Raw genomic sequence first — 14387 nt, 5'->3', positions numbered from 1 at the left:
CAGAAGATACTTCAGAAAATAGTTAAGTATGTTTTAGCTTTGCAAGCTCTTAAGTAAAACAACCCCAATATGGCACTCAAAACATTTGTACTGATAAGTTCTGTAAATAATCTGTCTGACGCACGTTATTGCGCTGGCATGGATGTAGACCTTATAGGTTTTAACATGGAAAAGGAAAGCGACCAGTACATTTCACCGGAAACGTATGCTGAGCTTACAGAGTGGTTATCTGGTGTTGAGTTTGTCGGAGAGTTTGATTCTTATGATCAGGAAAACATTATATCTGCAATAGATGCTTACAAGGCAGAATATATTGAAGTGAAAGATCCTGCAAAAGTAGCAGCTTTAAAGAGTGCAGGTAAAAAGGTAATTCTGCGACAAAACATCGATTCTGTTACAATAGACCCAAATGCAACCTATCTTGTGTTAGAGGGCGGTTCAGAAGAACTGTCTGAAACTCATTTAAACATGATAAAAGATTTAGCCACTAAACATAAGGTCTTAATTGGGTTTGGGATAAATGACAATAATGTAGAAGAACTGATTGAAAAAACAGGAGCACATGGCATTGCCCTTAGAGGTGGTGAAGAAATAAAGCCAGGGTATAAAGATTATGATGAACTCGCGGATATTCTGGAAGCCCTCGAAATTGACGATCTGGCTTAAAAATCATTGATATCTTCCGATTTATCTGATTCAATTTCAGATAATTGATGTAGCTTTGCAGCTTCAAAAAATCACATCTTTATGATAGCTGCACAGAATCTTTCGTTGCAATTTGGCAAACGCGTACTTTTTGATGATGTAAACATTAAGTTTACTCAAGGAAACTGCTATGGCGTAATCGGGGCTAACGGAGCCGGTAAATCCACTTTTCTTAAAATCCTTTCCGGAGAAATCGACCCTAATGGTGGTCAGGTAGCCATTGAGCCAGGCAAACGTATGGCTGTACTCAAGCAAAACCATCACGAATTTGATGAAAATACAGTTTTAGACACTGTTATGATGGGCCACAGTACTTTATGGAAGATCATGAAAGAAAAGGATGCCATCTATGCAAAGCCTGATTTTGATGAGAAGGATGGTGTAAGAGCTTCTGAATTAGAGGCTGAGTTTGCCGAAATGGACGGTTGGAATGCAGAGTCTGATGCTGCAGCCCTATTGAGTGGTTTAGGTATTGTAGAGGCTGATCATTACAAGTTGATGAAGGACCTTAGTGGTACTCAAAAAGTAAGAGTGTTGCTTGCTCAGGCACTTTTTGGAAATCCTGATATTCTCATTCTCGATGAGCCTACCAACGACCTTGATATACACACTGTGTCGTGGTTAGAAGATTTTTTACTTGATTTTAAGAATACGGTAATCGTAGTTTCTCACGACAGACACTTTTTAGATACGGTTTGTACGCATATCGTAGATATAGATTTTAAGCAAGTGAAACTGTTTACCGGTAACTATTCTTTCTGGTACGAGTCAAGTCAGTTGGCTTTATCACAGAGAAGTTCAGCCAACAAGAAGGCCGAAGAGAAAAAGAAAGAATTACAGGAGTTTATTGCCAGATTTAGTGCTAATGCCTCAAAATCAAAGCAAGCGACTAGTAGAAGAAAGCTTCTCGATAAGATTAATGTCGAAGATATACAGCCTTCATCAAGAAGGTATCCTGCCATTATTTTTCAGCAATCCAGACCTGCTGGAGATCAAATACTGGAGGCATCGGGTCTTACAAAAACTGTTGATGGAAGGACTTTATTCCAGGACCTCGATTTCTTTGTAAATAAAGGCGATAAAATTGCTTTTGTAGGTAAAGACAGTACAGCTATTACTGCATTATTTCAGATATTAATGGGTGAAGCTGAGGCCGATGCCGGAACCTTTAAGTTTGGTCAAACTATTACCACAGCTTATCTGCCAAACGAAAATAGTGCATACTTTGAGTCTGGTGACAACCTGATTGATTGGTTAAGGCAATATACTGAAGGAGAGAAAGACGAGGTTTATATCCGTGGTTTCCTTGGTAAAATGCTTTTCTCCGGTGAAGAAACTTTTAAGAAATGTAACGTACTATCAGGGGGAGAAAAAGTAAGGTGCATGGTTTCAAGAATGATGCTTCAGCAAGCTAATCTTTTGATATTAGACGAGCCTACCAACCACTTAGACCTGGAGTCAATTACTGCCTTTAATAATGGTCTTAAAGATTTTCCTGGTACTGTATTGTTCACGTCTCATGACCATACGTTTACAGAAACTATAGCGAATAGAATTATAGAAATAGGACCAAACGGATATATGGATAAGCTGTGTACTTATGATGAGTATATCAGCAATGAAAAATACGCAGAGGAGCGAGAAGCCTTATATGCGGAAAAGGTTTAAGTTACTTTACTTAAGTTAAAAAAGGGGTTGTTGCACTGTGACAACCCTTTTTTTATGCTTCATCTCTCCTATTTTTTTCAAGTCGCTCCTTTTTCTTAAACCACCCGCCCACAGAATCCCCTACATTTTTGGCCGTTTTACCAATGGTATCAACACTAGATTTTACTGTATTTCGACCGGCATCTTTCATGGCTTGCATTACACTTTTTACTACTTTTCCCGATGATTCCACAACGAGTGTTTTAAGTAAACCACTTGCTTCAACAAAGGCATTTTTCCTCAGTTTTCTTTTGTCAATATCCGGATTAAGTGCGCCACAGTAGTTTTGTGTAATAATGCCGACTCTCAAAGTAAGAAAAGCATTGGTAGACCCTTCCAATAGAGAGTCTGTGATGATATGTGCTGCATGACCAACAACTGGTATCGATCGCCCCGGACTCTTTAAAAGTGCATTAATTACGGGTTCTACCTGGCGACTGATATCTATGTCCTCGATTTCTGAAGCTACCAATCCGGCAGCGGCCACATTTCCATACAGCCTCAACATATCTTTAACCGTGGGGCGTTGCCAGTAAATATGTGCTACTTTCCAGACCATTCTACTTTGGGTAATGAGCACAGTAAGCGCATCAAGTTTACCGTTTTGAGAAATAGCAGTTGTGAGAAAAACAGAAGTAGCCGTTTGTTTTATGACCTGTTGTGCTTCCTTGTCCAGAATGGCCAGTGCTTTTTCCAGGTCTTCTGGTTGGTGCACATTTAGAGAAGCTTTTTTAATTCTTTTGTTTTTACTTAACCGTTGTAAAAGCTTCTTTTTATAAACATCGGGCCGCTCTTCATAAGAAATAGATGAGGGCAATTTCAAAATCAAAACGAATGGCAAAGAGAATAATATAAATACGGTAAGCGTCAATAAGCTGGTAACCGTAATAGCTAACCACTCATTTATAGTGCTCAAATTTGCATAAAGTGCAATCAGTTGGTTTGCGGCAAATAGTAAGAATATTAATAAAAGGCCTACAGCCAATGGTAAACCAATGCGTTTGATATATCGAGTCATATTACTATGACATCAGTTCTGAGTTAATAGTTACAGAAAAACATTCATTTCTTCTGTTTAAGCAGATCTCTTATTTCAGCCAGAAGTTGTATGTCCTTTGGTGTTGGTACAGATTCTTCTTTTTCGTCTTCAGCCTTTCTGCGCAGCGTATTTATAAATCTAAGGACTAAAAATATAGACAGGGTAATTATGAGAAAGTCTAGAATAGTAGTCGCAAACTGCCCGTAACTGATGGCTACTTCTTCTTGTAAAACCTTGCCAGCATCACCTATTTCTGCGTCTCTAAGTACCAGTTTATACTGAGAAAAACCTTTACCACCCCATAACAGTCCAAATGGCGGCATGATGACATCATTTACCAGGCTGGTTACAATTTTATTGAATGCAGTACCGATTACCACACCAATGGCAAGATCAACTACGCTACCGCGTACGGCAAATTCCTTAAACTCTTTATAGAGATTTTTCATAGACTAAAGAACCAATTAACAGATTTACAATACTATCCTTTATCTGCAAACAATTCTTCGAGCTTTTCTTCTAACTCTTTCCCTCTTAAATTTTTGGCAATGATTACACCCTCAGGATCCAGGAGCACTGCGAAAGGAATGGCTTTGATATTATAAATCTCCGCAGCTTTACTATTCCAAAATTTCAGGTCAGATACCTGTGTCCAGTGTAAGTTATCTTCTTCTATGGCCTGTAGCCAATCAGATTTTCTTCTGTCGAGAGATACGCCATATACTTCAAAGCCCTGCTCGTTATATTTATCATACATTCGTACCACGTTAGGATTCTCCATACGACATGGCTTGCACCATTTGGCCCAAAAATCAACCAACACATAATTTCCTCTAAGTGAAGAAAGTCTCACGGTGTCTCCTTCAGGGTTAGGTAAAGCAATATCCGGGGCAACCTGCCCTACGGCTAACTTGGCCATTTGCTCTACCTCTGCCACAAACTCTTTGGCTTGAGGTGCGTTAGGCATTTCTTCTCTCAGCACAGCGGCATAATCTTTATAGACTTCATAGTTTTTGTCTTTATCAAGGATTCTACCATTTCTTAGGATCTCAACTACACCAAGAGATGCTCCTGTGCTATCGATCATGGCAATAAGATCTTGCTTTACTTGCTGGTCTAACTTTAAATAAGCTTTTCGGAGAGAATCCATGGCTTGTTGATCTCCGGCAGCACTAGCTTCACCAAATTTTTGGTTGATCTGCTGAACGGCTTCCGATGTTTGTAGATCCTGCATCAACTGCTGTGCTTGCTCGATAAAAGCATGGTCTCTGGATCCTGATACTTTTACAAATCCGTTACGTGCATTTCCGTCAACATTTACCTGCACATCATCTCTATCCAGAATCAATGCAACCTGCTGTTTTCCATAAAAATTGAGGCGATAATAACCTGGCGTGTCAATCGACACTTTTTCTGAGAAAGTGTAATCTTCATTCACAGCTATAGTATCCATAGCTATGGGCTGATTACCCTGAAACTTCTCGAGTATTACTAGTCCTTTTTGTGGGTAACCTACTGTACCTGAAAGAGTTATTTCATTTTCGCCTTGAGTTTGTTTTTTAGAATTACTACAACCAACAAATGCCAGACAAAGCGCTATTACTAGTAGATTTCTCATAATGTTATTTAAGTTTTTCTCTTAAAAGTTGATTAGCAAGTTGTGGATCAGCTTTTCCTTCACTTTTATTCATTACCTGACCCATAAACATTCCTATCAGTCCTTTTTTACCTTTACGGTACTCTTCAACTTTCTTTTCATTTTCGGCAATGACTTCATCAATAATTAAACCAATAGAGTTTTCATTGCTGTCTTGCACTAAGTTGAGCTTTTCGGCCAATTTTAGCGCAGAATCTTCATTATTTTTCAGCATTTCAGGGAATAATTGCTGAGATGCTGCGCTGTGACTTACTTTGTTTGAATCCACTAATTCTATTATCTCGGCAAGCTGCTGTGGATGTAACGGAAAATCTATCATGTTTATTCCCTGCTCGTTGAGCACAGATTTTACCGGGCCCATGAGCCAGTTTGAAGCAGCTTTGTAATTATTAGTGTTTTTACAAAGCTGTTGAAAGTAAGTCGCTATTTCTTTAGAGTCAGTTAATATCTGGGCATCATATGCTGGTAGATCATAATCCTTGATAAACGCCTCATAAAGCTCTCTTGGCAATGCTGGCATTGTAGCCTCAATTTGCGCCAGCCACTCTTCTGAAACATGAACAGGGCTTAAATCTGGATCAGGAAAATAACGATAGTCGTTTAACTCCTCCTTCGTACGCATGCCCGATGTGGTGCCAGTGGCAACGTCAAAAGTTCTTGTTTCGGAGAGAATCTCCTCCCCTGCCTCCAAAGCGGTAATTTGCCTTTCAATTTCATGCTCAATGGCATGTTGAAGGTTTCTCATGGAGTTCATGTTTTTAACTTCCACCTTCTTGCCATATTCTTTTGCGTCTTTAAGCATGACTGAGATGTTGGCATCACAACGCAATGACCCTTCTTCCATGTTACCATCGCAGATATCAAGGTACTTAACCAGTTTTCTTACTTCATTAAGAAATGAATGTGCCTCATCAGAAGACCTGAGGTCGGGCTCAGTAACAATTTCAATTAACGGCACCCCAGCTCTATTGAAATCAACCAGCGTATCGGTTTCTTCTGGAAGATGAATAGACTTTCCTGCATCTTCTTCAATATGTATTCTATTGAGCCTTATTTCTCGCTCTTCACCATTTCTTGGTGAAACCCAAACCTTACCACCCACACAAATTGGTGTTCTGTCCTGAGTGATTTGATAGCCTTTTGGTAAATCTGGATAGAAATAGTTTTTACGATCAAAAATCATCTCTCTTGAGATTTCTGACCGACAGGCCAGCCCCATTTTTATGGCATACTCTACTACCTTCTTATTCAATTTAGGTAATGTACCTGGGTGACCAAGTGTAATCACACTTATATTGGTGTTTGGAGAATTTCCAAAGTTGGTAGCATCGCTATTGTATATCTTGGTAGAGGTGGCAAGCTGGGCATGCACTTCTAACCCAATAACAACAGTATATTTATCCCTGATCGATTTATCCATGTTGGTCTCCTACTTATCTTCTATCAAATTTTTTAGCTGTGTTGAGACTACTGGGAGTTTTCGTCTGTATGATTAAACTATTTTCTTGGCATCTTCTACTACCTGAGGCAGCCCACTGATATCTTTACCTCCGGCTGTAGCGAAAAATGGCTGTCCACCTCCGCCACCTTTAATGTTTTTAGCCAAATCTCTGATGATGTTTCCGGCATTTAAACTCTTGTCTTTTACCAGGTTATCAGAAATAGCCACTGCGATTTGCGGCTTACCATCAATATTGGCAGCTAAAACCATAAATAAATCATCCACTTCCTTTCTTAAATCAAAAGCAAGCTGTTTGAGAGTGTCGGCTGCAGGTAATTCCACCTGAGAGATGATTTTATTAATGCCATTTTCATTTTCAGCATTAGCGATAAGGTCTTTTTTAATATCCATAGCCTGGGCAGCTTTGGCTTTATTCAACTCCTTGTCAAGCTTATCTTTTTGGTCTAGCAGACTTTTGATAGCAGCTTTTACATCTTTAGGAGCTTTAAGTAATGCTTTAATCTCTTCAATTAGATCCTCCTGAGCAGTTACATATTTTTCAGCTTCTTCGGCTGTTATGGCTTCGATTCTTCGTACTCCGGCAGCTACAGAACCTTCAGAAGTAATTTTAAAAAGACCAATATTACCAGTGGCTTTTACATGAGTACCGCCACACAATTCAACAGAGTATTCAGGGTCGAAGGTGATCACACGAACGCTATCACCATATTTTTCACCAAACAGAGCCATCGCTCCCATCTTTTTCGCTTCAGCAAGAGGAATGTTTCGTTTTTCATCCAAAGCGATATTCTCCCTTACTTTCTCATTTACAAGTTTTTCAACTTTAGCAATTTCCTCATCGGTCATCGCCTGAAAATGTGAAAAATCGAAACGAAGCACTTTTTCATTTACCAAAGATCCCTTCTGCTCAACATGATCTCCAAGTACCTGACGAAGAGCTGCGTGCAATAAATGTGTTGCACTATGGTTATTCATGGTTAGCTTTCGCTTTGAGGTATTAACCACAGCCTTAAAAGTAGCCGATAAGTTTTCCGGCAGTTTGTTTACCAAATGAACAATCAGTTCGTTTTCTCTTTTGGTATCTAACACACTGATTTTTTCCTCACTACTGTCGAGGTAGCCGGTATCACCTACTTGTCCACCGCTTTCTGCGTAAAAAGGAGTTTGATCTAAGACAACCTGGAATATTTCCTTTCCTTTTTGCTTGAGTTTTCTATATCTGAGTATGTGACTTTCAGTCTCAAGCTGATCGTAACCTAAAAACTTTACATTTTCACCTGCTTTTACTACTTCCCAATCTCCTGTCTCTTTGGCTGCATCTGCTTTAGAGCGTGATTTTTGTTTTTCCATCTGAGAGATAAAACCTCTCTCATCGATACTTAAACCATTTTCTCTCGCTATTAATGATGTAAGATCGAAAGGAAAACCATAGGTGTCGTATAATTCGAAAGCAATTTTACCGTCCACTACTTTTTCACCAGAGGCTTCAAGTTCCTGTTTCACAACATCTAGTTTTTTAAGACCATTTTCCAATGTTCTTAAGAAAGAAACCTCTTCCTGCTCAATTACTTTCATCACAAAGTCTTCCTGAGCTTTAAGCTCCGGAAATACATCGTCAAACTGCTTTGTAAGGATAGGTACCAGTTGGTAAATAAATGGTTCTTTTATATCTAAGAATGTGAAAGCATAGCGCACAGCCCGTCTTAAGATTCTACGAATTACATAACCAGCACCGGTATTTGAAGGTAGCTGTCCGTCTGTGATGGCAAAAGAAATGGCCCTTACGTGATCAGAAATTACACGCATGGCGATGTCTATACTCTCTTCTTTGCCATAGGTTTTATTTGCCTTGTCAGCTATAAAATCAATAAGCGGTGTAAAAACATCGGTTTCGTAATTCGACTTCTTGCCCTGAATGGCCATACAGAGTCTTTCAAAGCCCATACCGGTATCTACGTGCTTAGCAGGCAGATTTTTGAGTTCACCATTGGCCTGGCGGTTAAACTCCATAAATACAAGGTTCCATACCTCTACAACCAATGGGTGATCTTCATTGACCAACTCTTTTCCGGGCTGTTTTTTGATTTCGTCTTCAGACCTTAAGTCGATGTGAATCTCCGAACAAGGCCCACATGGGCCGGTGTCGCCCATTTCCCAGAAGTTATCTTTCTTTGAACCATAAAGTATTCTTGACTCATCGATGATGCCTTTCCAATAATCAAAGGCCTCCTGGTCGACATCCAGTTTATCACCTTCATCGCCACCAAAAACAGTTACATACAACCTTTCTTTAGGCAATTTATAAACGTCAGTTAGTAGCTCCCAAGCCCACTCAATCGCTTCCTTCTTGAAATAATCACCGAAAGACCAGTTGCCGAGCATTTCGAAAAGGGTATGGTGGTAAGTGTCCAGTCCTACCTCTTCTAAGTCGTTGTGTTTCCCTGAAACGCGCAAGCACTTTTGAGTATCGGCAACACGAGCATTTGTAATCGTTTTGTTACCTAAAAAGTAATCTTTAAACTGGTTCATACCTGCGTTTGTAAACATGAGCGTTGGATCATCTTTATTTACAAGCGGTGCAGATGGTACAATTTTGTGTTGCTTATCGCTGAAAAACTCTAAAAACTTGTTTCTAATCGACCTAGAATCCATTTATTCTTAAAAAATTTGGTAAATTTGCGCCTTATCGTGGTTTTTAATGAAAAAATGATATATTGCAATCAGTTGATGTTCGCAATATTTTTATTTTTTCAACTAAAGAGCACAAAAATAGAAGTTTTTAGCTTAGTTAATTAATGGCGCGAATAAAATATTACTATAACACAGATACCTGCCAATACGAGCGCGCAAAGGTTACTACATCGGATGTTTTTCTCAATCTGATGGGCTTTTTGTCAGTTGCGCTGGTTTTCGCCATAGCTATTCTTTTAGTTTATAATACCTATTTCGAATCTCCTCAGGAGGTACAGCTTAAGAAAGAAAATAAGGAATTGAAAAATCATTACACGACCTTGCAAAAGGAAATGGATGAGGTTAATGATGTAATTGATGCACTTGAGGATAGAGATAATAATATCTATCGCAAAATCTATGAGGCTGAGCCATTGCCAGAAGAGATAAGACAAGCCGGTAGTGGTGGTGCAGAACTTTACAAGCGAATCATGGATGATGGTATGGCCGATAAGCAATTGGTTCGCAATACTTACAAGAGAATTGATAAGCTTAAGAAAAAAGCGAGAATACAAAATCAATCTTTCGATCAAATTATGTCTCTGGCCAAAGCCAAAGATGGTTTACTCTCCTCTCTCCCAGCTATTCAGCCTATTGATAATCCAGATTTAACAAGACTTTCATCCGGTTACGGTATGAGAATTAACCCTTTCCACAAAGGGCGTGTTAAACATGAAGGAGTTGATTTTGCTGCACCTCGTGGCACACCAGTTTATGCTACTGGTAATGGCGAAGTTACCTTTACAAAAGACAATAGTACCCTAGAGACGGGTTATGGAAATTATATAGAAATCGACCACGGTTTTGGCTATGTGACCAAATATGCGCATCTTGACGGTTTGAATGTGAAAAAGGGCGATCTGGTTACCAGAGGGCAAGTTATCGGATATGTAGGTAGCAGCGGTGGGTCGGTTGCACCACATGTACATTACGAAATTATAAAAGACCAAAAGAAAATAGACCCAATTAATTTTTTAATACAAAGAATAAACGACCACGAGTACAACCAACTGGTGAATTTAGCAACCAGAGAGAATCAATCACTAGATTGATCATTTTTTAAACTAAAGACCAACTACGAAAAAAACCGATGGCTAAAATCAGATATTACTATAATACAGAAACCTGTAAATATGAGCCGATCAAGGCGACAGGTAAAGCTGTATTCCTGAATATTCTGGGGTTTTTGTCTGTATCACTAATTCTGGCTCTAGGCCTGATTTATGTTTATAGAAGTAATTTTACCCCGATTAAAGAATCACGCCTTTTAGCAGAAAACCATGACCTTAAGGTAGAATGGGAGATCTTAAAAGAAAAGCTAGAGAACGCTTATGGAAGTGCAGGTGAACTTCAGTATAAAGACGATAATATATATCGTGTGATATTGGATGCCGACCCAATCCCTAGTACAGTAAGAGAAGGTGGTGTAGGTGGTCACGATAAGTACGAAGACCTGATGAGTCTGGAAGAAAACCAGCTGGTAATTGATGCTTATAAGGGCCTCGATAACCTGAAAAAGAAATTGTACATACAAAGTAAGTCCTATGATGAAATTTCTTCATTACTTACTGAAAAAGAAAAGATGTGGGCAGCTCGTCCTGCTATACAGCCTATCAATAACACGGAGCTAAAAAGAATAGCCGGTGGATTTAATCCTAAGCGCTTTCACCCTATCTTAAAGAAAATACATCCTCATGAGGGGATTGATTTCTCAGCAGATACAGGTACACCAATTTATGCTACAGGTGATGGTATCGTAACGGCCAGGTATTTATCTACAAGTTATGGAAATGTGGTTTTCATCAATCACGGATATGGATACCAGACGGTTTATGCTCATATGAGTAAGTTTAATATTAAACGAGGCGAGACCGTTAAACGTGGACAAATCATAGGTTATGTAGGAAATACAGGAAGATCTCAGGGTCCTCACCTGCACTATGAAGTGCTGTATAACTATAAGGCCATCAATCCAATCAATTTCTTTCAAAGAGACCTTGATAATGAAGAATACGAGAAGTTGATCAAGATATCTGAAAATGCCAAAATCATTTTAGACTAAAGAATCTTGGTATAGACATAGTGAAAGTTCTAGGTTGTCTGCAAAGACAGCCTTTTTTTATGCCATAATTCTGATACTACAACAAAATCTTACATGAAGTAGACTGTTATGATTTATGCGAACGATTGTGAAAACGTTTGCGGTATCCTTTTCAGTGGTATACTTACTTTTCGTCAAAATAACGGGTTTTAGTGGTTTATTTTAGGTATTACTAAAACCTAAACCTTAAACCTATTATGAAAAATACCAATCTGTACTTATTTGTACTCTTATTTATTATGGCGAGTTGTGCAGAAGACACAATGGAGCCTGTCAATCAGACTGAAGATGTAACTTCTGGCGATTATTTGCAGAAAGAATCGCAATCGAATGCAAAAGCCCCTGGGCCAGGCGGTGGGGTGATGATGCAAGCTTTTTATTGGGATGTGCCAGCCGGAGGGACCTGGTACAATACTGTAAAGAGTAAAATAGCCGCTTGGGATGCTGCAGGCATTTCAGCCATTTGGCTCCCTCCTGTCTCAAAGGCACAAAATGGCCCTTTTTCTATGGGCTATGATCCGGCAGATTATTTTGATTTTGGCGAATACAACCAGCATGGATCTATAGAAACGAGATTTGGTTCTAAGATAGAATTGCAAAGTTTGATTAATCAAGCTCATAACTATAATATTGATGTATATGCTGATATTGTGCTAAATCATAATAGCGGTGGTGACCTTGAAAGTAATCCATACACAGGCACCAATACATATACGGATTTCAATCCGGCTTCAGGTAAATTTTATAGATCAGCTGGCGACTTTCACCCCAACAACTATGTGAATAATGACGAAGGTGTATTTGGAGGCTTTCCTGATCTAAGTCACTCTGTGCCTTATGTCCAGGACTGGTTGTGGAAACGAAGTGATGGAGTAGGTAAATATTATAAAAACACGATTGGTTTCGATGGCTGGAGATTTGATTATGTGAAAGGCTTCGGTGGCTGGGTCGTGAAAGAGTGGCAAAATAATGTCGGTGGCTTTGCTGTAGGCGAATATTGGGATGGAAATGCACAACTTTTGCAGGATTGGGTGAATAGCACCAACCGAACTTCTTCGGCTTTTGATTTCGCATGCTATTATAAAATGGATGAGGCTTTTGATGGTAACGACATGACTAAGTTAAACGGAGACATGCTCTGGAAACGTGATGCCTCAAAGGCAGTGACCTTCGTGGCTAATCATGATACTGATATAATCTGGGACAAAATGCTCGCTTATGCTTATATCATGACCCATGAAGGCTACCCTACCGTATTTTACCGTGACTATGAAGAATGGTTAGATAAAGATAAACTTAATAACCTGATCTGGATACATAGAAATAAAGCTACTGGTAATACTTCGATTTTATACACTGACAATGATGAGTATGTTGCCAGAAGAAATGGCTCACCAGGACTTGTAGTTTATTTGAATGACTCAGACAGTTGGAAAGAGCGTTGGGTAGAAACCAATTGGAGTAGCACCCGCATTAAAGACTATTCTGGTAATTCAAGCTGGGAGCCCGTAACACAGAGTGGTCGATGGGTCAAAATTCAGGCACCACCACATAGCTATTCAATCTGGTCTCCTAAATAGAAAGAACTTCATTTTGTTTTGTTTAGCCTCTGTTTGATGAAAACAGGGGCTTTTTAAGTTATTCAAGCTTATTGATTATAGCTCCCTTTTTCATTTTTTGTCTTGACACAAAAAACGAAACAAAAAAAGTCAAGACTGTGAGGCAATAAGCTAAAATTTATTCTAAAGCCTAAAATTCAAAAACTCATCACGCTTTAGCGTGATTCAAACATTTGAATTTTTACGAGCTTAAGCATAAATTTATTAACGCAATTCCCTCAAGGTCGTTCCTAGCAAGGTCCTTACTTCAAGCATGGTCGTAGTTCTAGAGCCATTCTGGTTGTATTAGGATTCTGATTGATTGCAGAACCATGGACAAGATAGGGTGAAAAAATTAGAGCCTCACCGTAATCAGGATTTGGTCTGATGGCTTTAAGAGGCCTGGGTCCTTCAACAATACCCGGTACGTTATAAGTCAGCCCCTGAATTTTTGCTCCTCGTTTTTCGGTTCTTAAAACCTGTGATTCATTCCACGTGTGACTACCGGGTATAACTGGCAACGATGACTGCTCATTACAACCTGCAATGGGGATCCACAGATTGATGGTGTCTTTGTAGAAGTCTAAATAAGCATCTCTATGCAATGGATTGATATCCAAAGATTGAGGCCTACTGATTCGTAGCGTAATGATCTCCTGCTCCAATTTTGGATTGAAAATTTGCACCTCTTTTTTCAATATTTCAGAGACTCTTGCACAGACGGCATTCAAATTGATATTAAAGTGCTCCTTAGTGAGCTGTCTTGTTTTTTCTATTACCTTCTGGTGCTTTTCTGAGGTATTAGTGACATTATGATAGTCTTCAAGCTGTGTGAGCTGAGTGATGCCTTCCTGATGCAGAATATCATTCAACACCTGCAATAGATTTGTCTTCAGGTCAACAAACTCAGATTCGGTTAATAAGCGGATATTATTATAACCATGGTCAAACCAATCTACATGTTCAATCGCATTTTTATCGCTATCGATCAGCACTTCGGCATCACCATACTTAAAATCACCTTTGATATCGTAGGTATGCCGTTGATTATCGATTTGTAAATTGAATTGCATGAATAGCAAAAGTAAATGCAACTGACTATGGTTGTACTACAGTATTAAAAAAATGTTCTCTATCTGAAACCCATATGATGACTAAGAAATCGTTAAACAATTAAGCAGGTCACTTAACAATAATTTTAATTATTTCTTGATAACTCTCATCTGAAAATTTAACCAAATACATTCCTGGTAAAAATTCTGAAACATCTATCTTATTTACCCTTTGATTGATTGACCCTTTAAATTTCGAGACTCCACTAAGACTGTAGATCTCAATACGAGCGCTATTTGATTTATTTTTTGGCCGTATTATTAATTCCGTATCTG

General features: G+C 39.0%; 12 protein-coding genes. 5 read left to right on the top strand and 7 right to left on the bottom strand.

Annotated elements, in window-relative coordinates; translation table 11 throughout:
• Window positions 1-69 precede the first annotated feature (69 nt).
• Both trpF and E1176_RS15420 read left to right on the top strand, forming a co-directional pair.
• The gene (gene trpF / locus E1176_RS15425; RefSeq protein WP_155211655.1) at window positions 70-666 is read left to right on the top strand and encodes a phosphoribosylanthranilate isomerase; all 597 of its coding nucleotides are present in this window, start codon (window positions 70-72) and stop codon (window positions 664-666) included.
• An 81-nt stretch (window positions 667-747) separates the two neighbouring features.
• The gene (locus E1176_RS15420; protein WP_155211653.1) at window positions 748-2373 is read left to right on the top strand and encodes an ABC-F family ATP-binding cassette domain-containing protein; all 1626 of its coding nucleotides are present in this window, start codon (window positions 748-750) and stop codon (window positions 2371-2373) included.
• Window positions 2374-2425: 52 nt separating this feature from the next.
• Here the strand turns inward: E1176_RS15420 and E1176_RS15415 are convergent, their stop codons facing one another.
• From E1176_RS15415 to alaS, 5 genes are all read right to left on the bottom strand, one after another.
• Entirely contained in the window at window positions 2426-3430 is a 1005-nt protein-coding gene (locus E1176_RS15415; RefSeq protein ID WP_155211651.1) for a DUF697 domain-containing protein, read from the bottom strand.
• Between the two features lie 44 nt (window positions 3431-3474).
• Window positions 3475-3900 carry a large-conductance mechanosensitive channel protein MscL gene (mscL, locus tag E1176_RS15410; RefSeq protein WP_155211649.1) on the bottom strand — a complete coding sequence of 142 codons (426 nt, stop codon included), beginning with the start codon at window positions 3898-3900 and terminating at the stop codon, window positions 3475-3477.
• Between the two features lie 32 nt (window positions 3901-3932).
• Window positions 3933-5069 carry a TlpA disulfide reductase family protein gene (locus tag E1176_RS15405; RefSeq protein ID WP_155211647.1) on the bottom strand — a complete coding sequence of 379 codons (1137 nt, stop codon included), beginning with the start codon at window positions 5067-5069 and terminating at the stop codon, window positions 3933-3935.
• A 4-nt stretch (window positions 5070-5073) separates the two neighbouring features.
• Entirely contained in the window at window positions 5074-6528 is a 1455-nt protein-coding gene (gene gatB, locus E1176_RS15400; protein ID WP_155211645.1) for an Asp-tRNA(Asn)/Glu-tRNA(Gln) amidotransferase subunit GatB, read from the bottom strand.
• A 72-nt stretch (window positions 6529-6600) separates the two neighbouring features.
• Window positions 6601-9222 carry an alanine--tRNA ligase gene (gene alaS / locus E1176_RS15395; RefSeq protein ID WP_155211643.1) on the bottom strand — a complete coding sequence of 874 codons (2622 nt, stop codon included), beginning with the start codon at window positions 9220-9222 and terminating at the stop codon, window positions 6601-6603.
• A gap of 143 nt (window positions 9223-9365) precedes the next feature.
• On the opposite strand from alaS, the gene E1176_RS15390 reads away from it, so the two are divergent.
• The 3 genes from E1176_RS15390 to E1176_RS15380 all read left to right on the top strand — a co-directional run bounded on the left by E1176_RS15390 (window position 9366) and on the right by E1176_RS15380 (window position 12981).
• Window positions 9366-10352: a peptidoglycan DD-metalloendopeptidase family protein gene (locus E1176_RS15390; protein ID WP_155211641.1), complete on the top strand. Its 987-nt coding sequence runs from the start codon at window positions 9366-9368 to the stop codon at window positions 10350-10352.
• 38 nt (window positions 10353-10390) lie between these two features.
• The gene (locus tag E1176_RS15385) at window positions 10391-11362 is read left to right on the top strand and encodes a M23 family metallopeptidase (RefSeq protein ID WP_155211639.1); all 972 of its coding nucleotides are present in this window, start codon (window positions 10391-10393) and stop codon (window positions 11360-11362) included.
• Window positions 11363-11598: 236 nt separating this feature from the next.
• Window positions 11599-12981, top strand: a complete 1383-nt coding sequence (locus tag E1176_RS15380; RefSeq protein ID WP_155211637.1) for an alpha-amylase — start codon at window positions 11599-11601, stop codon at window positions 12979-12981.
• Between the two features lie 281 nt (window positions 12982-13262).
• Here the strand turns inward: E1176_RS15380 and E1176_RS15375 are convergent, their stop codons facing one another.
• A complete protein-coding gene (locus E1176_RS15375; RefSeq protein WP_155211635.1) occupies window positions 13263-14072 on the bottom strand; it encodes a phytanoyl-CoA dioxygenase family protein in 810 nt (269 codons plus the stop codon).
• Window positions 14073-14181: 109 nt separating this feature from the next.
• On the bottom strand, window positions 14182-14387 hold a 206-nt coding region (locus tag E1176_RS15370; protein WP_155211633.1), incomplete at its 5' end, for a T9SS type A sorting domain-containing protein.

The organism is Fulvivirga aurantia (genome assembly GCF_009711475.1).
Lineage (GTDB): Bacteria > Bacteroidota > Bacteroidia > Cytophagales > Cyclobacteriaceae > Fulvivirga > Fulvivirga aurantia.
The sequence above is the reverse complement of the archived record's forward strand: the minus strand, read 5'-3'. Positions and strand labels throughout refer to the sequence as shown.

Coding starts and splice junctions, on each gene's coding strand:
- trpF (WP_155211655.1), top strand. CDS start 70: ATGGCACTCAAAACATTTGTACTGATAAGTTCTGTAAATAATCTGTCT.
- E1176_RS15420 (WP_155211653.1), top strand. CDS start 748: ATGATAGCTGCACAGAATCTTTCGTTGCAATTTGGCAAACGCGTACTT.
- E1176_RS15415 (WP_155211651.1), bottom strand. CDS start 3,430: ATGACTCGATATATCAAACGCATTGGTTTACCATTGGCTGTAGGCCTT.
- mscL (WP_155211649.1), bottom strand. CDS start 3,900: ATGAAAAATCTCTATAAAGAGTTTAAGGAATTTGCCGTACGCGGTAGC.
- E1176_RS15405 (WP_155211647.1), bottom strand. CDS start 5,069: ATGAGAAATCTACTAGTAATAGCGCTTTGTCTGGCATTTGTTGGTTGT.
- gatB (WP_155211645.1), bottom strand. CDS start 6,528: ATGGATAAATCGATCAGGGATAAATATACTGTTGTTATTGGGTTAGAA.
- alaS (WP_155211643.1), bottom strand. CDS start 9,222: ATGGATTCTAGGTCGATTAGAAACAAGTTTTTAGAGTTTTTCAGCGAT.
- E1176_RS15390 (WP_155211641.1), top strand. CDS start 9,366: ATGGCGCGAATAAAATATTACTATAACACAGATACCTGCCAATACGAG.
- E1176_RS15385 (WP_155211639.1), top strand. CDS start 10,391: ATGGCTAAAATCAGATATTACTATAATACAGAAACCTGTAAATATGAG.
- E1176_RS15380 (WP_155211637.1), top strand. CDS start 11,599: ATGAAAAATACCAATCTGTACTTATTTGTACTCTTATTTATTATGGCG.
- E1176_RS15375 (WP_155211635.1), bottom strand. CDS start 14,072: ATGCAATTCAATTTACAAATCGATAATCAACGGCATACCTACGATATC.